Source organism: Nocardiopsis protaetiae, from assembly GCF_045446735.1.
In the GTDB taxonomy this organism is placed as follows: domain Bacteria; phylum Actinomycetota; class Actinomycetes; order Streptosporangiales; family Streptosporangiaceae; genus Nocardiopsis; species Nocardiopsis protaetiae.
The window spans coordinates 1-22,185 of the sequence record NZ_JBJJBV010000027.1 but is presented as its reverse complement, the minus strand read 5'-3'; the positions used below and the strand labels follow the sequence as shown (position 1 = coordinate 22,185).

Genomic DNA, 22,185 nt, shown 5'->3' with positions numbered 1-22,185 from the left:
ACTCTGCGTAGGCGAGTTCTGACAGTATGCCAGCGATGAAGGTATCGGATGCGCTCAGCGCCACAGTCATGCGGTTCCGCCGCACCCGGGCGGACGCTCCCACCGGGCTGGTCGCGCCCGTGCGATCGGACCGGCGCACCAAGAACCTGACCAAACGCCTGCGCCCCGGCGACATCGCGGTCATCGACCACGTCGACATCGACCGCGTCAGCGCCGAGGCGCTCGTGGAGTGCGGGGTGTCGGCGGTCCTCAACGTCGCCCGGAGCATCTCGGGGCGCTACCCCAACCAGGGCCCGGAGCTGATCACGGCGGCGGGCATCCCCCTGGTCGACGACGTCGACCCCGAGGTGTTCACCCGCGTCCGCGACGGCGAGCGGCTGCGCCTGGAGGACGGTGTCCTCTACCGGGGCGCCGAGCCCGTCGCCAAGGGCACCGTGCAGACCCCCGAGACGGTCGCCGCCGCCATGGCCGAGGCCCGCGCCGGGCTGGCCATCCAGCTGGAGGCGTTCGCGGCCAACACCATGGCCTACCTCCAGCACGAACGCGACCTCCTCCTGGACGGCATCGGCATCCCCGAGATCGCCACGGACATGGAGGGCCGCCACGTCCTGATCGTCGTGCGCGGCTACCACTACCGGGAGGACATCGCCGCCCTGCGGCCCTACATCCGCGAGTTCCGCCCGGTGATCATCGCCGTGGACGGCGGGGCCGACGCGGTCATGGAGGGCGGCTACCGGCCCGACATCATCGTCGGGGACTTCGACTCGGTGTCCGACCGGGCACTGGCCAGCGGCGCCGAGCTGGTCGTGCACGCCTACCGGGACGGGCGCGCCCCCGGACTGCAACGCCTGACCGACCTGGGCTACCCCGCCGTGGTGTTCCCCGCGACCGGCACCAGCGAGGACGTGGCGATGATGCTCGCCGACGGCTCCGGGGCCTCCCTCATCGTGGCGGTGGGCACCCACGCCACCCTGGAGGAGTTCCTCGACAAGGGGCGGTCCGGGATGGCCAGCACCTTCCTCACCCGGCTCCGGGTGGGCGGCAAGCTCGTGGACGCCAAGGGCGTCAGCCGCCTGTACCGCTCGCGGATCTCCCCGTGGGCGCTGCTCGGGCTGGTCGCGGCCTGCCTGCTGACGATCGTGGTCGCCGCCTACAGCTCACCGGCCGGGCAGGTCTACCTCACGTTCCTCGCGGCGCGCTGGGACGCGTTCTCCTACTGGCTGACGGGGCTGTTCACGTGATCGATTTCCGCTACCACCTGGTGTCCATCATCGCGGTGTTCCTGGCGCTGACGGTGGGGCTCGTCCTGGGCACCACCATGCTCCAGGACCCCCTCCTCAACACCTTGCAGAACGAGACCGCCGACCTGCGGGGGCAGACCGAGGACCTGCGCGCCGAACGCGACGTCGCCGACCGGGTCAACGCCGGCGCCGACGAGCTCGCCGACGCCGCCGCCCGGGACCTGCTCCGGGACCGGCTGCGCGGCCTGGACGTGGTGCTCGTGCAGGCGCCGGGCGCCGACCCCGAGACTGCGGACGCGCTGGGCGACCGGGTGGAGGAGGCGGGCGGCTCGGTCACCGGGCGGGTCGAGGTCCGCTCGGAGTTCGTCGACCCGGGCAACGCCGCGTTCGTCGACGAGCTGGCGCTGCAGGTCTCCGCCGACCCGGGGTCCCTGGAGGGTGTGGGGACCTACGAGAAGGCGGGCACCGAGATCGGCCGGGCCCTGGCCCGGGCGCCCGAACGCGACGACGAGGACACGGACCGCGGGCACGACCCGGCCGCGGTCCTGGAGACGTTCGTCGAGGGCGGGCTGATCTCCGTGCGCGGGGAGCCCGCGGGCGAGGCCGACGCGCTGGTGTTCGTCGCCCCGTCCTCGGCCGAGCAGGCCGGGCGCGACGACCGGGAGGCCGTCAACACGGTGCTGTCCGCTTTCACCTCGGCCCTGCACGACCGGGTCGAGGGGCTGGTCCTGGCGGGGGACGTGCCGTCCTCGCGCGGGCACGGGATGCTCGCCCAGGCCCGCGCCGCGGAGGCGACCTTCGCGACCGTGGACATGACCGGCCGCCCGATGGGCGACATCGTGGCGGTGCTGGCGCTGGCCGAGGACATCGACGGCGACGGCGGCGCCTACGGGGTGGGCGATGGGGTGCGCGGCTTCATGCCGGACCCGCTGCCCGAACCCCGCGCGTCCGCCTCGCCGTCACCCTCGCCCTCCCCGTCCCCGGGCACCGACGAGGCCCGCCGGGCCCCCCGGGACGGTGAGTGATGGGTCTCGCCTCCCTGCTCCCGACCGCCGGGCGCCGCCGCCCGGCCCCCGCCACCTCTATCGTCACCTCCACCGTGCAGGGCCTGGTCGGCGCCGCCGTGGCGGCGGCCGCCGCCCGCACCGCCTACACCCTCCTCACCCGCGCCACCCCCGACGCCGCACCCGCCCGCGTCCCCGCCCCTCGCACCGCATCCGATGCGCGTGTGCTCGTCGGAGCCGCCCTGACCACCGGTGCGCCCGCGCACGCGGCCGGTCCGGCGTCCCCGGACACCGCCGGTGGATCCGGCGGCACCGCCGGGCACGACGGGGCCGCGGCCCCCGGCGCGGCGGCCCCGGCCGCCGGGCGGTCCCCGGACGGCTCCCGCCCGGCAGGGGGACCGGGTGCCGTGCCCGGCACCGACGCGGCCGGCGTCGCGGCCCCCGGGGCGTGGTGGCGGACGAACTTCCGGGGGCGGCGGGTGACCCTCCAGGAAGGCCCCGCGCTGGCCTCGGGGCTGTGCGCGGCGAGCCTGCTCACACCCGGCCTGGACCCGCGGGTGCGGGCGGCCACCGCGCTGGCCGCCGCCGGGGCCGCCGGGTTCGGCGCCTACGACGACCTGGCCGGATCCGCCGACACCCGCGGCCTGCGCGGCCACCTCGGCGCCCTGTTCCAGGGACGGGTGACCACCGGGGCGGTCAAGATGGCGGGCATCGGCGCCACCGGCCTGGCCGCCGCCGCCCTGCTGCGCCGCGGCCCCCTGGACACCCTGGTGGACGGGGCGCTCATCGCCGCGGGTGCCAACCTGTTCAACCTGTTCGACCTGCGCCCGGGCCGCGCCGTCAAACTCGGCCTGCTGGCCGCCCTGCCCGGGCTGGCCTCCCCGGCGGCCCCCGTGCTGGCGCCCACCATCGGCGCCTGCGCCGCCCTGCTCCCCGACGACCTGGCCGAACGCTCCATGCTCGGCGACGCCGGCGCCAACGCCCTGGGCGCCGCCCTGGGCGCCGCCGCGGCGGCCCGCGCCCCCCGGCCGGTGCGGCTGGCGCTGCTGGGCGGGGTGGTCGCCCTGACCCTGGCCAGCGAGGTCACGAGCTTCTCCAAGGTCATCGACCGGGTGCCCCCGCTGCGCGCCCTGGACCGGTGGGGGCGGTGCGCGTGAGGGGCCCGGGGTGTCCCGCATCGCCGCCGGGGTGACGCACGGGGTCGGCCGGGCCGCGCTGCTCATCGCCGCCGTCACCGTCGGCGCCCGGGTGGCGGGGTTCGGGCGCACGGTGGTGTTCTCCCAGACGGTGGGCGACACCTGCCTGGGCACCGCCTACATCACCGCCAACCAGCTGCCCGCGGTGCTGTTCGAGATCGTCATCGGCGGGGCGCTGACCGCGGTGGTCGTCCCGGTACTGGCGGCCGCGGCCGGGCGGGGCGAGCGCGAACAGGTGGAGCACACGGCCTCGGCCCTGCTCACCTGGGTGCTGCTGCTGTCGGTGCCGCTGGCCGGGCTGATCGCGCTGTCCGCCCCCTACGCGATGGCGCTGATGCTGGGCGCGGGTGCGGGCTGCGACCCGCGGGTGCTGGCGGCGCTGTCGGTGCGGATGCTGCTGGTGTTCGCCCCGCAGGTGGTGTTCTACGGGCTGGCCGCGGTGCTGTACGGGGTGCTGCAATCGCATCGGCGGTTCCTGTCCCCGGCGGCGGCGCCGCTGGTGTCGAGCGTGGTGGTGATCTGCTCCTACCTGCTGTTCGTGCCGCTGGGCGGGGCCTACCGGGACGACCCGGCCGGGCTGCCCCTGGGCGCGGAACTGGTGCTGTCGCTGGGGACGACCGCCGGGGTGCTCGCCCTGTTCCTGACGGTGCTGGGCCCGGCGGTGCGGCTGGGGCTGCGCTGGCGCCCGCGGCTGGTCTTCCCGCCCGGGGTGGGGCGGCGGGTGCGGTCGCTGGCGGCGGCGTCCCTGGTGCCGCTGGTGGCGATGCAGGCGTGCCTGCTGCTGTCGGTGGCGCTGGCCAACCGGGGCGGCGGCGCGGGCGGGTCGGTGCTGTACTCCTACGCGTGGGCGCTGTTCACCCTGCCCTACGGGGTGATCGCGGTACCCATCGCGACCAGCGCGTTCACCGCGCTGGCGGTGGCCCACGCCGACCGCGACCGGGGCGCGTACGCCGAACTGGTGGCGGGACCCGCCCGGGCCTGCGTGGTGCTGACCGCGGCGGTGGGCACCGCGCTGGCGGCCGCGGCGCTGCCGGTGGCGCAGGTGTTCGCCCGGCACGACCCGGTGGCGCTGGAGCGGGCCCTGGCGGCCTACGCGCCGGGTGTGGTGGGGTTCGGGTTGGTGGCGCTGTTCAGCCGGGCGCTGTACGCCTCCCACCACGGCAGGCCTGCGGCGGTCGCCCAGACCCTGGGCTGGCTGCTGGTGATGGTGTGCTCCGTGGTGTCGGTGTCGCTGGTGCCCGCCGGGTGGGCGATCGCCGCCCTGGGCTGGTCGACGACGGTGGGGCTGACCTGCGCGGCGCTGGCGTGCACGGTGGCCGTGGGACGGGTGCACGGCGCGGCGGCGCTGGCCGGGACGGGCCGGTCCGTCGCCGCGGTGGCGGTGGGCGGTGTGCTGGGCTGGGCGGCGGGCCGACCGGTGGCCGCGGTGCTGGCGGGCGGCGGGGTATGGCCCTCCGTGGGGGCGGCCCTGGTGTCGGGTGCGCTGGCGGTGGTGGTGTTCGCCCTGGTGGCGGCCGTGGTGGACCGGTCGTCGGCGCGGGCGGCCCTGGATCGGGTCCGGAGCGTGTTCGAACACAGGAGGGGGAACCGGTGAACGGCAGGATCGCGTTGGTGCTGGGGATCAGCACCGGTGGAGTGGGCAGGCATGTGCGGTCCCTGGGCGAGGGGCTGGTCCGGCGGGGGTACCGGGTGGCGGTGGTCGGCCCGGCCTCGGCCGAGCGGGAGTTCGCGTTCACCGACGCCGGGATGCGGTTCGCGCCGGTGCGGATCGGGTCGGCCCCCTCGGTCGCGGACCCCGCGGCGGTGCTGCGGCTGCGTTCGGTGCTCAGGGGCGCCGACGTGGTGCACGCCCACGGGATGCGGGCCGGCGCGCTGTGCGCCCTGGCGGGGACGCACCCGCTCGTGGTGACCGCGCACAACGCCCCGCCGCGGGTGGAGGGCCCGCTGGCCGCCGCCTACCCGGTGCTGGAGAGGATCGTGGCGCTGCGCGCCGACGTGGCGCTGGGGGTGTCGGGGGACCTGGTGCGGCGGCTGGAGCGGGTGGGCGCGCGCGACGCCCGCCCGGCGGTGGTGGCGGCGCCCGACACCGGGCTGCCGGTCAAGGGCCGGGAGGCGACCCGGTCGGACCTGGCGGTGCTGCCGGAGCGGCCCCTGCTGCTGACCATCGCCCGGCTGGCCGAGCAGAAGGGCCTGGACATGCTGCTGGAGGCGGCCCCGTCGATCGCCGACCGGCGCCCGGAGCCGATCATCGCGATCGCGGGGGACGGACCGCTGTGGGGCACCCTGCACGACACCGCCGCGGAGCTGACGGCCGACGTGCGCATGCTGGGGCACCGCACGGACGTGGCCGACCTGCTGGCGGCCGCCGACGTGTTCTGCCTGACCAGCCAGTGGGAGGGGCACCCGCTGGTGATCATGGAGGCGCTGCGGGCGGGGCTGCCGGTGGTGTCCACCCGGGTGGGCGGCATCCCGGACCTGTACGGGGGGACGGTGCTCATGGTGCCGCCGGGCGACCCGCAGGCGTTCGCGGCGGCGGTGGGGCGGGTGCTGGACGACCCCGCGCTCGCCGAGGACCTGCGCGAGCGGTCCAGGGCGGCGGCGCGGTCGCTGCCCGGCGAGGAGGACGCGGTGGCGGCGGCCTGCGCGGTGTACAAGTCGGTGCTGGGGCGGTGAAACGGGGGACGGGAGGAATGTCCCGGGGGATCCGCGCCTTATATACCAGGGGCACCGATCCGTCCGCCAGATGTCCTCAAGGAGCGGATGATGTGTCCCCGGGGTCGTTCGACCTCATCCTCCGCGCCACTTCTGCGCAGAGGATGGATGTGGCATCGTGGTCACCGGCCAGGCGTGCACGGTCACATCATGCGACCGGTATTCTTGCCTGGCATGTGAGGGGAGTATCCCTGTCGCGGCGGCGCCGTCATCACGGAGCACAAGGATGTGTTCCCGGTACCGTCGGTTCGTACCACGTTCGGTGCGAGCGGGAGAGACCTCCGGCAGCTCGACGTGCGTGCAAACAGCCCGCGCGCACTGACCGGAGGAGTAAACGACAGTGAACGTACCCTTGTGGGTCTGGCTCGCCACGATCGGCGGCATGATCGCCATCCTGGTCATCGACCTGGCGATCGTCGACCACCCGTGGAGCAAGAAGAAGGGCCCCCAGGAGTTCGGGGTCAAGCAGGCCGCCTGGTGGGCGGCCTTCTACATCGGCATCGCCATCCTCTTCGGCTTCGGCCTGTGGTACTACGGCGGTGCGACCGCGGGCGCCGAGTACTTCGCCGGGTTCGTCACCGAGAAGAGCCTGAGCGTCGACAACCTCTTCGTGTTCTACCTGCTGATGGGCTCCTTCGCGGTGCCCAAGAAGTACCAGCACGAGGTGCTGCTCGTCGGCATCGTCATCGCGCTGGTCATGCGCGGCATCTTCATCATCCTCGGCGCCCAGGTCATCAACGCCTGGAGCGAGGTCTTCTACCTGTTCGGCGCCTTCCTCATCTACACCGGGTACAAGATCGTCCGGGACCACGTGAAGGGCGACGAGGAGGAGAAGGACTTCACCCAGACGCCGGTCGTGCGCCTGGTCAAGCGGTTCTGGCCGGTCACCCCCGACTACCACGGCTCGCACCTGACGGTGAAGCTCGACGGCAAGCGCCACATCACCCCGATGCTGCTGGTCATCCTGGCCATCGGCGTCATCGACCTGGTCTTCGCGGTCGACTCGATCCCGGCGATCTTCGGCCTCACCCAGGACGCCTACATCGTCTTCACCGCCAACGCGTTCGCCCTGCTGGGCCTGCGCCAGCTGTACTTCCTGCTGGCTGGCCTGATGGACCGCCTGGCCTACATCAGCTGGGGCCTGTCGGCGATCATGGTGTTCATCGGCGTCAAGATGATCCTGCACGCGCTGCACGAGAACGGCGTGCACGTCCCGGAGATCAGCACCTCCCTGTCCCTGACGGTGATCATCGGCGTCATGGTGGTCACCATCGCCGGCAGCCTGATCAAGTCCGCGGCCGACGGCCGCAAGGCCCCGCCCGCCCTGGAGGAGGACGAGAGGGACCCGGCGGGCGACCGCTCCTGAGTCCGAGCCGCCACAGCACGCTCCCGGCCGGGGGCGGTCCCGCGCACCGGGACCGCACCCGGTCTTTCTTTTCCCCGGGTCGTGTGAAAACCCGGATATCGAACATCAGTTCGTCTATAGTGGACCCGTATCGGCGTCGGAGCGTCAGGGCCCGGCATTTCTCCGTTGCGGAAGAAACCGTCGGCGGGGGTCGTTAGGCTTGACGCACGGGGACACCTGTACCCTCCCCACCCCCTTCAGCGGCCCGGATCCGGGGCCGGGGCGGTCGTCCGGGGGGACCCGATCGCCGAACACACGAACCACGCACGGCAGGCCGACGCCCGACCGGTGCCCTGTGTGCCACAGCCGAAGGATGTTGCAGTCGATGGTCGAACAACTGGTGGTCCGGGGTGCCCGGGAGCACAACCTCAAGGACGTGTCGCTGGACCTGCCCCGCGACTCCATGATCGTGTTCACCGGCCTGTCCGGTTCGGGCAAGTCCTCGCTGGCCTTCGACACGATCTTCGCCGAGGGGCAGCGCCGCTACGTCGAGTCCCTGTCGGCGTACGCCCGCCAGTTCCTGGGCCAGATGGACAAGCCCGACGTGGACTTCATCGAGGGGCTGTCCCCGGCGGTGTCCATCGACCAGAAGTCCACCAGCCGCAACCCCCGCTCCACCGTCGGCACCATCACCGAGGTGTACGACTACCTGCGGCTGCTGTGGGCGCGCATCGGCGTCCCGCACTGTCCCGAGTGCCGCCGCGAGATCGCCCGGCAGAGCCCGCAGCAGATCGTCGACCGGGTGCTGGAGATGACCGAGGGCACCCGCTTCCAGGTGCTGGCCCCGGTCGTGCGCGGCCGCAAGGGCGAGTACCTGGAGCTGTTCAAGGACCTGCAGTCCAAGGGGTACACCCGCGCCGTCGTGGACGGCAAGGCCGTGCGCCTGGACGAGGCGCCCAAGCTGGGCCGCTACGACAAGCACGACATCTCGGTCATCGTGGACCGGCTCTCCGTCAAGGAGTCCTCCCGCGGGCGGCTCAACGACTCGGTGGAGACCGCGCTCAAGCTGGCCGGCGGCACCATCGTGCTCGACTTCGTCGACCTGGCCGAGGACGACCCCGAGCGCGAGAAGGTGTTCTCCGAGCACCTGTACTGCCCCTACGACGACCTGTCCTTCGAGCAGCTGGAGCCGCGCTCCTTCTCCTTCAACGCCCCCTACGGCGCCTGCCCCGAGTGCTCGGGGCTGGGCACCCGCATGGAGGTCGACCCCGAGCTGATCGTCCCCGACCCGGCCAAGACCCTGGCCGAGGGCGCCCTGGCCCCCTGGTCGGGCGGCCCCAACGGCGGGTACTGGGACCGGCTGCTCACCGCCCTGGGCGAGGCGATCGGCTTCGACCTGGACACCCCCTGGGAGAAGCTGCCCAAGCGCGCCCGCAAGGCGATCCTGGAGGGGCACGACACCCAGGTCCACGTCAGCTACCGCACCAAGTACAACCGCGAGCGGTCCTACTACACCGACTTCGAGGGCGTCATCCCCTGGGTCAAGCGCCGCTACACCGAGACCGAGAGCGACTACGGCCGCGAACGCCTTGAGGGCTACATGCGCAGCGTGCCCTGCCCCGCCTGCGAGGGCACCCGGCTCAAGCCGGTGGTGCTCGCGGTGACCGTGGGCGGGCGCTCCATCGCCGAGGTGGCGTCGATGTCGCTGGCCGACAGCGGCCGCTTCCTGGCCGACCTGCGGCTCTCGGACCGCGACATGGTCATCGCCGCCCAGGTCCTCAAGGAGATCAACGCCCGGCTGGGCTTCCTGCTGGACGTGGGCCTGGACTACCTCACCCTGGCCCGCTCCTCCGGTTCGCTCTCGGGCGGCGAGGCCCAGCGCATCCGGCTGGCCACCCAGATCGGCTCGGGCCTGGTGGGCGTGCTCTACGTGCTGGACGAGCCGTCCATCGGCCTGCACCAGCGCGACAACGCCCGCCTGCTGGAGACCCTCCAGCGGCTGCGCGACATCGGCAACACGCTCATCGTCGTGGAACACGACGAGGACACCATCCGCGCCGCCGACTGGGTGGTGGACATCGGCCCCGGCGCGGGCGAGCACGGCGGCCACGTCGTGGTGTCGGGCATCGTCGACGAGCTGCTCACCAACGAGGAGTCGCTCACCGGCGACTACCTGTCCGGCCGCCGCTCCATCGACCTGCCGGCGGTGCGCCGCCCGCTCACCAAGGGGCACGAGCTGGTCGTCAGGGGCGCCCGCGAGAACAACCTGCACGACATCGACGTCAGCTTCCCGCTGGGGGTGTTCACCGCCGTCACCGGGGTGTCGGGCTCGGGCAAGTCCACGCTGGTCAACGAGATCCTGTACAAGGCGCTGGCCAAGGAGCTCAACGGGGCGCGCGACGTCCCGGGCCGGCACGTGCGGGTCAACGGCCTGAACAAGGTCGACAAGGTCGTGCACGTGGACCAGAGCCCCATCGGGCGCACCCCGCGGTCCAACCCGGCCACCTACTCGGGCGTGTTCGACCACATCCGCAAGCTGTTCGCGCAGACCACCGACGCCAAGACGCGCGGCTACCTGCCGGGCCGGTTCTCGTTCAACGTCAAGGGCGGGCGCTGCGAGGCCTGCTCCGGCGACGGCACGCTCAAGATCGAGATGCAGTTCCTGCCCGACGTGTACGTGCCCTGCGAGGTGTGCCACGGCGCCCGGTACAACCGGGAGACGCTCCAGGTCAAGTACAAGGGCAAGAACATCTCCGAGGTCCTGGACATGCCGATCTCGGAGGCGCTGGAGTTCTTCGAGCCGGTCAACGCGATCCGCCGCCACCTGCAGACCCTCACCGACGTGGGGCTGGGGTACGTGCGCCTGGGCCAGCCCGCCACCACGCTGTCGGGCGGCGAGGCCCAGCGGGTCAAGCTCGCCGCCGAGTTGCAGCGCCGCTCCACCGGGCGCACCGTGTACGTGCTGGACGAGCCCACCACGGGCCTGCACTTCGAGGACATCCGCAAGCTGCTGGGGGTGCTCAACCGGCTCGCCGACACCGGCAACACGGTGATCGTCATCGAGCACAACCTGGACGTCATCAAGACCGCCGACCACATCATCGACATGGGCCCCGAGGGCGGTTCCGGCGGCGGCACCCTGGTCGCCCAGGGCACCCCGGAGGAGGTCGCGGCGGTCGCCGAGTCCTACACCGGCCGGTTCCTGGCCAAGCTGCTCTGACCCGCGCCCCCGGGCGCGCCCGGCCCGTCCCCGGACCCCTGCCTCCAGGTGGGCTCCGGGGGCGGGCCGCCGCCGTCGCACGGACCCGGCAGCGGTCGGCAACGGCTTTCACCGGCCCCGGAACGAAGTACTCCCCACCGCCTACTACAGTGCGTCGTAGGTTTGGACGCGCAGGTGAGGAGCGGTTCGTCGTGGCGGTCGAGAAGACGTGCGGATGCGGGGTGAGCAGGCGGCGCCTGCTCGGGACGGCCGGGGCGGTCGCCGCCGTCGGCGCCGTCACCGCGGTGAGCGCCTGCGGCGGGGAGCCCCCCAAGCCGCAGGACGTCCGGCGGGGCCACGTGATCGGCCAGACCACCGACGTCCCCGAGGGCGGCGGCACCGTCTTCAGCCACAGCAAGCTGGTCGTCACCCAGCCCGAGGCCGGCGACTACCGGGCCTTCGCCGCCTCCTGCACCCACGGCGGCTGCACCGTCCAGCAGGTGGAGGACGGCGTCATCCGCTGCCTGTGCCACGGCAGCGAGTTCGACTACACCACCGGCGAGGTCGTGGTGGGTCCGGCGCAGGTGGCGCTGGAGGAGTTCACGCTCACCATCGACGGCACCGACATCATCCTGGACTGAGCGCCGCGGCGCCGCCGCACGCACAACGCCCCGGGACCGTCGCGGTCCCGGGGCGTTCGCGTGTGTGAGAGGGCTCAGGCGTCCTCGGCGGGGTCCTCGCGGTCGCCGGAGCCGTTGCGCTCCGCGCGCAGGGCGGCCACGGAGGCGACCGCGGCGCGGGTGATCTCCTCCTCCTCGGCCGCCACCACCTCGGTGCGGTTGCGCGGCAGCGACTGCGGGTAGTGCTCGACCAGCCAGCCGATGAGGTGCTCCCGGATCTGGCAGGCGATGTTCCACTGGGCGCCGGTGTCGGCGGCGGTCGCCACGACGCGCACCATCACCTCGCCGTTCTCGGTGATGTCCACCACCTGGCAGGACCAGCTGCGCCCGTCCCAGTGGCTGCTGGAGGTGATGAGGCGGCCCGCCTCCTCGCGCAGCTCCGCGATCGGCACCTCCCAGTCCAGCGGCATCATCACCTTGGCGGTGATCGCCGTGCCCGACTTGGTCCAGTTCTCGAAACTGGTCGTGGTGAAGTTCGCGACCGGCACCACCAGGCGGCGCTCGTCCCAGATCTTGATGGTGACGTTGACCAGGGTCAGCTCCTCGACCCGGCCCCACTCGCCCTCGACCACGACGACGTCGCCGATGCGCAGCGCGTCGCTGAACGCCAGCTGCAAACCGGCGAACAGGTTGCCCAGGGTGGACTGGGCGGCCACGCCGGCGACGATGCCGATGATGCCGGCGGAGGCCAGCAGCCCGGCGCCCAGCGCCTGCACCTGCGGGAAGGTGAACAGGATCGCGGAGATCGCCAGTATCACGAAGACCGAGGTGGCCACCCGGCGCAGCAGCCGCATCTGCGTCTGCAGGCGGCGCGCCCTGCGGTCGGCGTCGCCGTTGGCGTGCGAGAGCCGGGCCAGGATGGTGTCGGTGACGGCGTAGGCGAGGCTGACGCCCAGGGCGGTCAGCGACGCGATCATCAGGATGACCATCGCGTGCTGGAGGTTGGCGTAGGTGCTCCAGCCCACGTCCTCACGTCTGGGCAGGGCGAGGTTGGCGCCCACCACCGCACCGGCGGCGTACGCGGAGTAGCGGGTCCTGATCACCAGGAAGTTCGCGATGCTCCACACCTTGGCGAGCTTGTGCTTGAGCACCCAGCGCGCGGCGAACACCAGTGCCACGGAGATGGCCACGGCGATGCCGAGGGCGATCCAGGCCCAATATTCGTCGAGGTCCACGACGCGAGACCCCCTTTGTCGTTCATGTCGGAAAGGGTCGATGTACCCGCCCAACCTAGAGCATGCGGATACCTGATCGTGACGTTCGGGCGACCCGATCGTGGTGATCGGGGGTGGCCCTCGCCGCCGACCGGGGTGGGCCGGGCCACGAGTGGCCGGATGTCCCCACCGCACACCACAATGGGGGCATGCCTGCGACACCTCACCTGCGTCCCGTGCCCGGCTCCATTCCGACCTCCCCGGGGGTCTACCGCTTCCGGGACGGGTCGGGCCGGGTCATCTACGTCGGCAAGGCCAAGAACCTGCGCTCGCGGCTGTCGTCGTACTTCCGGGACTTCGCCGGCCTGCACCCGCGCACCCAGCAGATGGTCTCCACCGCCGCCGACGTGGACTGGACGATCGTGGGCACCGAGGTGGAGGCGCTCCAGCTGGAGTACTCCTGGATCAAGGAGTACGACCCGCGGTTCAACGTCAAGTACCGCGACGACAAGAGCTACCCCTACCTGGCGGTGACCCTCAACGAGGAGTTCCCGCGCGTGCAGGTGATGCGCGGCGCCAAGCGCAAGGGGGTGCGCTACTTCGGCCCGTACTCGCACGCCTGGGCGATCCGCGAGACCGTGGACCTGCTGCTGCGGGTGTTCCCGGTGCGGACCTGCTCGGCCGGGGTGTTCCGGGGCGCCCGCACCAGCGGCCGCCCCTGCCTGCTGGGCTACATCGGCAAGTGCGCGGCGCCGTGCACGGGGAAGATCTCGCCGGAGGACCACCGCGCCCTGGCCGACGACTTCTGCTCCTTCCTGGCCGGGGACACCGGCCGCTTCATCCGCCGCCTGGAGGGTGACATGAAGGATGCGGCGCTGGAGATGGAGTACGAGCGGGCGGCCCGGCTGCGCGACGACATCGAGGCCCTGCGCGCCGCCCTGGAGAAGCAGGCGGTGGTGCTGCCCGACTCCACCGACTGCGACGTGATCGCCCTGGCCGACGACCAGCTGGAGGCGGCCGTGCAGATCTTCTACGTGCGCGGCGGGCGCATCCGCGGCCAGCGCGGCTACGTGGTGGACAAGGTGGACGACGCCGGGCCCGCCGAGCTGATGGCGACGTTCCTGGGCCAGCTGTACGGCTCCACCGAGGGTGCCGAGGAGAACGAGGGGACCGGTACCGCGGTGCCCCGCGAGGTGCTGGTCTCCCACGAGCCCGCCGACCCGGAGGCGGTGGCCGGGTGGCTGGCCGGGCACCGGGGCGCCAACGTGGACCTGCGGGTCCCCCGGCGGGGGGACAAGCGGGCGCTGATGGAGACCGTGGAGAAGAACGCCGCGGAGGCGCTGGCCCGGCACAAGACCCACCGGGCCGGGGACCTGAGCACCCGGAGCCGCGCCCTCAACGAGCTCCAGGAGGCCCTGGACCTGGCGGAGGCGCCGCTGCGCATCGAGTGCTTCGACATCTCCAACCTCCAGGGCGAGCACGTGGTCGCGTCCATGGTGGTGTTCGAGGACGGGCTGGCCCGCAAGTCCGAGTACCGGCGCTTCTCGGTGCGCGGCAGCGGCGAGGGCGGCGCCGAGCAGCACGACGTCGCCGCCATGTACGAGGTGGTCAAGCGCCGCTTCCGCCGCTACCTGGAGGAGAGCGCCCGCAGCGGCGAGGTCGCCCGGATGGGGGAGACCGGCGCCGACACGGCCGACGGCGAGGCGGCCGGCGGCGACCCCGCGGCACGGGACGGTCACGTGATCGACGACGAGCCGAAACCCGGTAAGTTCGCCTACCCCCCTAACCTGGTGGTGGTGGACGGGGCGCGACCCCAGGCCCAGGCCGCGCGCCGTGCCCTGGACGAGCTGGGCATCGACGACGTCGCCGTCTGCGGTCTGGCCAAGCGCTTGGAGGAGGTGTGGTTGCCCGACGACGAGGACCCGGTCATCCTGCCGCGCACCAGCGAGGGCCTCTACCTGCTCCAGCGGGTGCGCGACGAGGCGCACCGGTTCGCCATCGCCTACCACCGCCAGAAGCGGGCCAAGGCGCTCACCGGGAGCGCCCTGGACGAGCTGCCCGGCCTGGGTCCGGCCCGCCGCACCGCCCTGATCAAGGCGTTCGGGTCGGTCAAGCGGCTGGCGGGGGCCACGGCCGAGGAGATCGCCGCGGTGCCCGGCATCGGCCCCAAACTGGCCGAGGCCGTGCACGCGCACCTTTCCGGGAGCCCCGCGGCACGGGAGGCCGACGGGGCACCGGTACCGAACAGCACTGACGGGGGAGGAGACACATGACGGTCGAACTGGGCGGGGAGCTGCCGCCCGAGGTGGTCATCGTCACCGGGATGTCCGGTGCGGGCCGGAGCACGGCGGCCAGGGCCCTGGAGGACCTGGACTGGTTCGTGGTGGACAACCTGCCGCCGGGCCTGGTGCCGACGATGATCGAGCTGGCGGGGCGCACCCACGGCGCGGTGCCGCGGGTGGCGGTGGTCGTGGACGTGCGGTCGCTGGCGTTCACCGAGGACCTGCTGTCCACGGTGGAGGAACTGCGCAAGCGCGACATCACGGCGCGGGTGCTGTACCTGGAGGCGGGCGACGACGCGCTGGTGCGCCGGTTCGAGGGCGTGCGCAGACCCCACCCGCTGCAGGGCGACGGGCGGCTGACCGACGGCATCGCCCGCGAGCGCGAGACCCTGCGCGCCATCCGCGGCGAGGCCGACCTGGTCATCGACACCTCCCAGCTCAACGTGCACCAGCTCAAGGCGCGGGTGATCGGCTTCTTCGGGGAGAGCGACGAGGCGCGCCCGCGCGCCAACGTGGTCTCCTTCGGGTTCAAGCACGGGCTTCCGGTGGACGCCGACCTGGTGCTGGACTGCCGGTTCCTGCCCAACCCCCACTGGATCCCGGAGCTGCGGCCGATGAACGGCCGCGACGAGCCGGTGAGCGACTACGTGCTGTCCCAGGACGGGGCCAAGGAGATGCTGGAGGCCTACAGCGAGGTCCTCAAGCTCACCATCGAGGGCTACCAGCGCGAGGGCAAGCACTACATGACCCTGGCGGTGGGCTGTACCGGCGGCAAGCACCGCAGCGTGGCCATGGCCGAGCAGTTCGCGGAGCGGCTGCGCGCCCAGGGCGTGGAGGTCCACGTGGTGCACCGGGACGTGGGCCGGGAGTGAACCAGGGGGCCGGGGGCGGCCCCGGCCACAGGTTGCGCGAGGCGCCGGCGGGGTTCTGGAGGCCCGGAGGAGATGTCTTCGAGGAGAGGTCTGTGGCCGAAGGCCATCCGTTGAGGGTGGTGGCGGGCGAGGACGGCCGCGTAGGGCCACTGTGTTTCCTCAAAGCCATTCCCGCCTTTTAGGGGCGCCGAGCACGGACCAAAGCGAAGCGGAGGTTCAAAGGAACACGGCCCCGGGCGGTTCGGTGAACCGAATCGCCAAGCGGGCCGTCTTCCCTTACATTGACTCGGTCACCGTCGGTGCCGATACCCCGTGGGGCGGGGGCTCCGGCGGTTCGGGGTCGTCGGGCGCGTCCGCCGTCCTCGGCGGTGCGGCCCGGCGCTGCACACGGGTACGAGGGGCAGGCCACGACCATGGCGAACAGCACCGCACCGGACGGGGACGACGCACCACGTCCGCCTCGGGTGGTCGCGTTGGGCGGCGGGCACGGCCTGCACGCGTCCCTGTCGGCCCTGCGGCGGGTGACCACCGACGTGACCGCGGTGGTGACGGTCGCCGACGACGGCGGTTCCAGCGGGCGGCTGCGCCGCGAGCTGGGGGTCCTGCCCCCGGGCGACCTGCGGATGGCGCTGGCCGCGCTGTGCGGCGACGACGAGTGGGGCCACACCTGGAGCAAGGTGGTCCAGCACCGGTTCCGCTCCGAGGGGGACCTGCACGGCCACGCCGTGGGCAACCTGCTCATCGTGGCGCTGTGGGAGCTGCTGGGCGACTCGGTGGCCGGCCTGGACTGGGTGGGCCAGCTGCTGGGCGCGCACGGCCGGGTGCTGCCGATGTCGTCGGTGCCGCTGGACATCTCCGCGGAGGTGGTGGGCGCCGACCCCGCGAGCCCCGGCGAGGTGACGACGATCCGCGGCCAGGTGGCCTGCGCGAGCACCGGCGGCCGGGTGCGGTCCATCTCGCTCATCCCGGAGGACCCCCCGGCGGAGCCGCAGGCCGTCAAGGCGGTGCGGGAGGCGGACTGGGTGGTGTTCGGCCCGGGCTCGTGGTTCACCAGCGTGCTGCCGCACCTGCTGGTGCCGGACCTGGCGCACGCCCTGGTCACCACGCGGGCCAGGCGGGCGGTGGCGCTCAACCTGTCCCCGCAGCGGGGGGAGACCGACGACTTCCGGCCCGAGACCTACCTGGAGGTGCTGCGCGAGCACGCGCCCAAGCTGGGCGTGGACGTGGTGCTGGCCGACCGGGGCACGGTGGAGGAGACCGAGCCGCTGGCGGCGGCCGCGCGCGACCTGGGCGGTCGGCTGGAGCTGGCCGACCTGGCGATGGGCGACGGCAGCCCCCGGCACGACCCGGCGCTGCTGGCGCGGGCCTTCGAGCGGATCCTGAAGAACTGACGGGTTCCCCGGGCGGTCCCCGGGGGACACCGGCGCCATGGGCTACGACATCACCGTGGAACGGGTCTACGACGAGGTGCGCGCCGACCCGCCGCCGGGCGCGCTGTTCCCGGTCGACCGGCTCTGGCCGCGCGGGGTCCGCAGGAGCGCCCTGGAGGGCGTGCCGTGGATCGGAGGGGCGGGCCCCGGCACGGAGCCGCGCACCTGGTTCGGCCACGACCCGGCCGGGTTCGGGGAGTCCGCCCGCCGCTACCGGGCGGAGCCGGCCGACCGGCCGCAGGTGCCGGAGCCGATCCTGGCGGCGGCGCGCCGGGAGCCGGTGACGCTGTTGTACTCGGCGCGCGACCAGGAGCACAATCAGGCGGTGGTGCTGCGCGACCACCTGCTCGGGTTGCTGTCACCGCAGGTCGGGGGCAATTGACCGCACACCGCCACGAACGCCGTGTCCCGCGGTGCCAACGGTGTCGGGCCGACGGCAACACGCCGTTCAAGGGTCGGCACCGAGCGTCTCGTAACGTAGTCTGCCTCGAAGAAAGTCGCTCGTGGCGGGGCCGCGGCGACACCACCGGTGCTCGGGCGCGCGGCACCGGCCAAGGTCGTTTCAAGGGGAGGATCGCAGCGATGGCGATGACCGGCGTGGTGAAGGATGAACTGAGCCGTCTGGCCATTCTGAAGCCATGCTGCCGCAAGGCGGAGGTGTCCACCATCCTGCGGTTCACCGGGGGGCTGCACCTGGTGGGCGGCCGGATCGTGATCGAGGCCGAGCTGGACACCGGTGCCGCCGCGCGTCGTCTGCGCAAGGACATCTCCGAGGTGTTCGGACACGAGTCCGAGGTGGTCGTGCTCTCCCCGAGCGGCCTGCGCAAGGGCAACCGGTACGTGGTGCGGGTGATCAAGGAGGGCGAGTCGCTGGCCCGGCAGACGGGGCTGGTCGACAACAACGGCCGTCCGGTGCGCGGCCTGCCCCGGCACGTGGTGGCGGGTGGGGCCTGCGACTCGGAGTCGGCGTGGCGGGGCGCGTTCATCGCGCACGGCTCGCTCACCGAGCCCGGCCGGTCGATGTCGCTGGAGGTGACCTGCCCGGGTCCGGAGGCGGCGCTGGCGCTGGTGGGCGCCGCGCGCCGGCTCAAGGTGCACGCCAAGGCGCGCGAGGTGCGCGGGGTGGACCGGGTGGTGGTGCGCGACGGCGACTCCATCGGCGCTCTGCTGACCCTGCTGGGCGCCCACCAGAGCGTGCTGGCCTGGGAGGAGCGCCGGATGCGCCGGGAGGTGCGGGCGACCGCGAACCGGCTGGCGAACTTCGACGACGCGAACCTGCGGCGCAGCGCCCGGGCGGCGGTCGCGGCCGGGGCGCGGGTGGAGCGGGCGCTGGAGATCCTGGGCGAGGACGCCCCCGAGCACCTGGTGGCGGCGGGCAAGCTGCGCCTTGCGCACAAGCAGGCGTCCCTGGAGGAGCTGGGCCAGCTGTCGGTGCCGCCGCTGACCAAGGACGCCATCGCCGGGCGTATCCGCAGGCTGCTGGCCATGGCGGACAAGCGGGCGGCCGATCTGGGAATCGAAGGGACCGAGGCGAACCTCACTCCGGACATGCTGGTGCCCTGACCTGCGCCTGCGCGCCCGGGGCCGCGATCGGCGCGTAACACCGATGTTCGGCTTTGTTAACTGCGAGAACTCGCCGATAACTTCAGCAAATGGTATAGACCTCTTCGCTTTGCGGTGTCAGGATGGTCGCGAATCCACGAGCCGTTCGGAGCACGGTCGGCATGGGTCGGTAACCGACCCCCGCACGTCCTCCGCTAGGCTCTTTGTGAACACCCGATGCGGCGTAACACCTGTTCACAGCCGCCCCAGCGGTGTACACCGCGGTCCGGGCGCGAGCCGGTCGGCAATGCCGGGTGTAAATGAAGTGCGATATATGAGGGGATTGGTTCCGTGACCATCCGTGTAGGCGTCAACGGCTTCGGTCGCATCGGCCGCAATTTCTGGCGAGCGGTCGCCGCGGGCGGCAGCGACATCGAAATCGTGGCGGTCAACGACCTCACCGACACCAAGACGCTCGCGCACCTGCTCAAGTACGACACCGTGCTCGGCACCCTGGCGGGCGACGTCGAGGTGGGCGAGGACTTCATCCGCGTCGGTGACAAGAACATCAAGGTCCTCGCCGAGCGCGACCCGGCCCTGCTGCCCTGGGGCGAGCTGAACGTCGACGTCGTCATCGAGTCGACCGGCCGCTTCACCAAGGCCGAGGACGCCAAGAAGCACCTGGCCGCCGGCGCCAAGAAGGTCATCATCTCCGCCCCGGCCAAGGGCGAGGACATCACCGTCGTCATGGGCGTCAACGACGACAAGTACGACCCGGCCGACCACGACGTCATCTCCAACGCCTCCTGCACCACCAACTGTGTGGCGCCCATGGCGAAGGTGCTGCTCGACGCGTTCGGCATCGAGCAGGGCCTGATGACCACGGTGCACGCGTACACCAACGACCAGGTCATCCTGGACTTCCCGCACTCGGACCTGCGCCGCGCCCGCGCCGCCGCGCAGAACATCATCCCGACCACCACCGGTGCCGCCAAGGCCACCGCCCTGGTCATCCCCGAGCTCAAGGGCAAGCTGGACGGCATGGCCATGCGCGTGCCGGTGCCGGACGGCTCCGTCACCGACCTCGTCGTCACCCTGGGCCGCGAGGTCACGACCGAAGAGGTCAACGCCGCGTTCAAGGCCGCCGCCGAGGGTCCGCTCAAGGACGTGCTGGTCTACACCGAGGACCCGATCGTCTCCTCCGACATCGTCGGCACCTCGCCCTCCTGCACCTTCGACTCCAGCCTGACCATGGCCTTCGGCAAGCAGGTCAAGATCGTCGGCTGGTACGACAACGAGTGGGGCTACTCCAACCGCCTGGTCGACCTGGCCAAGCTGGTCGGCTCCGGCCTGTAAGTCGCCCCGGCCCCCCGGGCCTCCGGCGCGTGACACGGCACCCCTCCGCCCGCACTGCGCGCGGAGGGGTGCCGTCGTGAGCGCGCCCCTTTCCGGCCCCTGCCACCAGGGGCGGCAAGACCGATATTCGTCACGAGGAGACCAGCATGCGGACGATCGACGACCTCGACGTCTCCGGCAAGCGCGTGTTCGTCCGGGCCGACCTGAACGTGCCCCTGGACGGCGAGCGGATCACCGACGACGGGCGCATCCGTGCGGCCCTGCCGACCATCGACGCGCTCCGCGAACGCGGCGCCCGCGTCATCGTCGCCGCCCACCTGGGCCGCCCCAAGGGCGCCCCGGACCCCCGCTACTCCCTGCGCCCGGTGGCGGCCCGGCTGGGCGAGCTGCTCGGCACCGAGGTGGCCTTCGCCGCCGACACCGCCGGCGAGTCCGCCCGCGCCGTCTCCGCCGGGCTGGCCGACGGCCAGGTGGCGCTGCTGGAGAACGTGCGCTTCGAGCCCGGCGAGACCAGCAAGGACGACGCCGAGCGCGGCGAGCTGGCCGACCGGTTCGCGGAGCTCGCCGACCTGTACGTGGGCGACGCGTTCGGCGCGGTGCACCGCAGGCACGCCAGCGTCTACGACTTGCCCGGCAAGCTCCCGCACGCCGTCGGCGGCCTGGTGCTGACCGAGGTCGAGGTCCTCAAGAAGCTCACCAGCGACCCCCAGCGCCCCTACGCCGTGGTCCTGGGCGGCTCCAAGGTCTCCGACAAGCTCGGCGTCATCGACAACCTGCTGGGCGCGGCCGACCGCATCCTCATCGGCGGCGGCATGGTGTTCACCTTCCTCAAGGCCCAGGGCCACGAGGTCGGCACCAGCCTGCTGGAGACCGACCAGCTCGACACCGTCCGGGGCTACCTGGAGCGGGCCGAGCGCGAGGGCGTGGAGATCGTCCTGCCGGTGGACGTCGTGGCCGCGGAGAAGTTCGCCGCCGACGCCGCCCACGCCGACGTGGACGTGGACGCCATCCCGGCCGACCGGATGGGCCTGGACATCGGCCCCAGGAGCCGTGCCCTGTTCGCCGAGAAGCTCGCCGACGCCAGGACCGTGTTCTGGAACGGCCCCATGGGCGTGTTCGAGATGGAGCCCTACGCCGGGGGCACCCGCGCCCTGGCCCAGGCCCTCATCGATTCCGACGCCTTCACCGTGGTCGGCGGCGGCGACTCGGCCGCGGCCGTGCGCGCCCTCGGCTTCGACGAGGCGGCGTTCGGCCACATCTCCACCGGCGGCGGTGCCAGTCTGGAGTACCTGGAGGGCAAGGACCTGCCCGGCATCGACGCCCTGCGCTGACGCGCACCCCCGAGACTTTCCGAGGAAGTGATCCGTATGACCCAGCGGCAGCCGCTCATCGCGGGCAACTGGAAGATGAACAACAACCACCTGGAGGCCATCGCGCTCGTCCAGAAGCTGGCGTTCTCCCTGGAGGACAAGGACTACGAGGCCGCCGAGGTCGTCGTCCTGCCCCCGTTCACCGACATCCGCAGCGTGCAGACACTGGTGGACGGCGACAAGCTGCGCATCGGCTACGGGGCCCAGGACATCTCCGCCCACGACAAGGGCGCCTACACCGGTGAGATCTCCGGCGCCATGCTGGCCAAGCTGGACTGCGCCTACGTCCTGGTGGGCCACTCCGAGCGCCGCGAGTACCACAACGAGGACGACGCCCTGGTCAACGCCAAGATCAAGGCCGCGTTCAAGAACGACATCGTGCCGCTGCTGTGCGTGGGCGAGGGCCTGGAGGTGCGCAAGGCCGGCCACCAGGTCGAGCACGTGCTGGCCCAGCTCGACGGTGCCCTCAAGGAGATCCCGGCCGAGCAGGCCGAGCGCCTGGTCATCGCCTACGAGCCGGTGTGGGCCATCGGCACCGGCGAGGTCGCCACCCCGGCCGACGCCCAAGAGGTGTGCTCGGCGATCCGCGCCCGCCTGGCCGAGCTGTACTCGGCCGACCTGGCCGACAAGGTGCGCGTGCTCTACGGCGGCTCGGTCAAGGGCGACAACGCCCCCGGCATCATGGCCGAGAAGGACGTGGACGGCGCCCTGGTGGGCGGCGCCTGCCTGAAGGCCGACGAGTTCGTCAAGGTCATCCGCTTCGCCGAGAACGGCTGACGCCCTCTCCCTCCTCTCCCCGCCC

General features: G+C 72.5%; 17 protein-coding genes. 16 read left to right on the top strand and 1 reads right to left on the bottom strand.

All coding sequences use genetic code 11. The features are described 5' to 3' along the window. Positions 1–68: 68 nt before the first annotated feature. The 8 genes from steA to ACJOT3_RS06835 all read left to right on the top strand — a co-directional run bounded on the left by steA (position 69) and on the right by ACJOT3_RS06835 (position 11,338). On the top strand, positions 69–1,241 hold the full coding sequence (gene steA, locus ACJOT3_RS06870) for a putative cytokinetic ring protein SteA (RefSeq protein WP_406970013.1): 1,173 nt from the start codon (positions 69–71) through the stop codon (positions 1,239–1,241). Further along, a complete protein-coding gene (locus tag ACJOT3_RS06865; RefSeq protein WP_406969975.1) occupies positions 1,238–2,266 on the top strand; it encodes a copper transporter in 1,029 nt (342 codons plus the stop codon). Before steA ends, ACJOT3_RS06865 begins: the two co-directional genes overlap by 4 nt. A gap of 386 nt (positions 2,267–2,652) precedes the next feature. Continuing rightward, positions 2,653–3,402, top strand: a complete 750-nt coding sequence (locus ACJOT3_RS06860) for a hypothetical protein (protein WP_406970012.1) — start codon at positions 2,653–2,655, stop codon at positions 3,400–3,402. Positions 3,403–3,412: 10 nt separating this feature from the next. Continuing rightward, on the top strand, positions 3,413–5,035 hold the full coding sequence (murJ, locus tag ACJOT3_RS06855) for a murein biosynthesis integral membrane protein MurJ (protein WP_406969973.1): 1,623 nt from the start codon (positions 3,413–3,415) through the stop codon (positions 5,033–5,035). Beyond that, positions 5,032–6,114 (top strand): glycosyltransferase family 4 protein, encoded by a 1,083-nt coding sequence (locus ACJOT3_RS06850; RefSeq protein ID WP_406969971.1) that lies wholly within the window; start codon positions 5,032–5,034, stop codon positions 6,112–6,114. The genes murJ and ACJOT3_RS06850 overlap by 4 nt, the downstream gene beginning before the upstream one ends. Before the next feature lie 379 nt (positions 6,115–6,493). Next, positions 6,494–7,519 carry a TerC family protein gene (locus ACJOT3_RS06845; RefSeq protein ID WP_406969969.1) on the top strand — a complete coding sequence of 342 codons (1,026 nt, stop codon included), beginning with the start codon at positions 6,494–6,496 and terminating at the stop codon, positions 7,517–7,519. A 364-nt stretch (positions 7,520–7,883) separates the two neighbouring features. Continuing rightward, positions 7,884–10,718, top strand: a complete 2,835-nt coding sequence (gene uvrA, locus ACJOT3_RS06840) for an excinuclease ABC subunit UvrA (RefSeq protein WP_406969967.1) — start codon at positions 7,884–7,886, stop codon at positions 10,716–10,718. A 221-nt stretch (positions 10,719–10,939) separates the two neighbouring features. Further along, positions 10,940–11,338, top strand: coding sequence for a Rieske (2Fe-2S) protein (locus ACJOT3_RS06835; protein ID WP_406970010.1), 399 nt, complete (start codon positions 10,940–10,942; stop codon positions 11,336–11,338). A 74-nt stretch (positions 11,339–11,412) separates the two neighbouring features. Here the strand turns inward: ACJOT3_RS06835 and ACJOT3_RS06830 are convergent, their stop codons facing one another. Continuing rightward, complete coding sequence (locus ACJOT3_RS06830) at positions 11,413–12,552, bottom strand: mechanosensitive ion channel family protein (RefSeq protein ID WP_406969965.1); 1,140 nt, start codon at positions 12,550–12,552, stop codon at positions 11,413–11,415. A 188-nt stretch (positions 12,553–12,740) separates the two neighbouring features. Between ACJOT3_RS06830 and uvrC the strand changes: the two genes are divergently transcribed. The 8 genes from uvrC to tpiA all read left to right on the top strand — a co-directional run bounded on the left by uvrC (position 12,741) and on the right by tpiA (position 22,160). Further along, positions 12,741–14,804 (top strand): excinuclease ABC subunit UvrC, encoded by a 2,064-nt coding sequence (gene uvrC, locus ACJOT3_RS06825; RefSeq protein ID WP_406969963.1) that lies wholly within the window; start codon positions 12,741–12,743, stop codon positions 14,802–14,804. Beyond that, on the top strand, positions 14,801–15,685 hold the full coding sequence (gene rapZ / locus ACJOT3_RS06820) for an RNase adapter RapZ (RefSeq protein WP_406969961.1): 885 nt from the start codon (positions 14,801–14,803) through the stop codon (positions 15,683–15,685). Before uvrC ends, rapZ begins: the two co-directional genes overlap by 4 nt. A 413-nt stretch (positions 15,686–16,098) precedes the next feature. Next, positions 16,099–17,076: a gluconeogenesis factor YvcK family protein gene (locus ACJOT3_RS06815; RefSeq protein ID WP_406969959.1), complete on the top strand. Its 978-nt coding sequence runs from the start codon at positions 16,099–16,101 to the stop codon at positions 17,074–17,076. A 37-nt stretch (positions 17,077–17,113) separates the two neighbouring features. Further along, the gene (locus tag ACJOT3_RS06810; protein WP_406969956.1) at positions 17,114–17,497 is read left to right on the top strand and encodes a DUF488 domain-containing protein; all 384 of its coding nucleotides are present in this window, start codon (positions 17,114–17,116) and stop codon (positions 17,495–17,497) included. A 200-nt stretch (positions 17,498–17,697) separates the two neighbouring features. Beyond that, entirely contained in the window at positions 17,698–18,678 is a 981-nt protein-coding gene (gene whiA, locus ACJOT3_RS06805) for a DNA-binding protein WhiA (protein ID WP_311512911.1), read from the top strand. Positions 18,679–19,008: 330 nt separating this feature from the next. Continuing rightward, entirely contained in the window at positions 19,009–20,013 is a 1,005-nt protein-coding gene (gene gap / locus ACJOT3_RS06800; protein WP_406969954.1) for a type I glyceraldehyde-3-phosphate dehydrogenase, read from the top strand. Positions 20,014–20,159: 146 nt separating this feature from the next. Then, the gene (locus tag ACJOT3_RS06795) at positions 20,160–21,344 is read left to right on the top strand and encodes a phosphoglycerate kinase (protein ID WP_406969952.1); all 1,185 of its coding nucleotides are present in this window, start codon (positions 20,160–20,162) and stop codon (positions 21,342–21,344) included. Between the two features lie 36 nt (positions 21,345–21,380). Continuing rightward, the gene (tpiA, locus tag ACJOT3_RS06790) at positions 21,381–22,160 is read left to right on the top strand and encodes a triose-phosphate isomerase (RefSeq protein ID WP_406969950.1); all 780 of its coding nucleotides are present in this window, start codon (positions 21,381–21,383) and stop codon (positions 22,158–22,160) included. Positions 22,161–22,185: the final 25 nt, after the last annotated feature.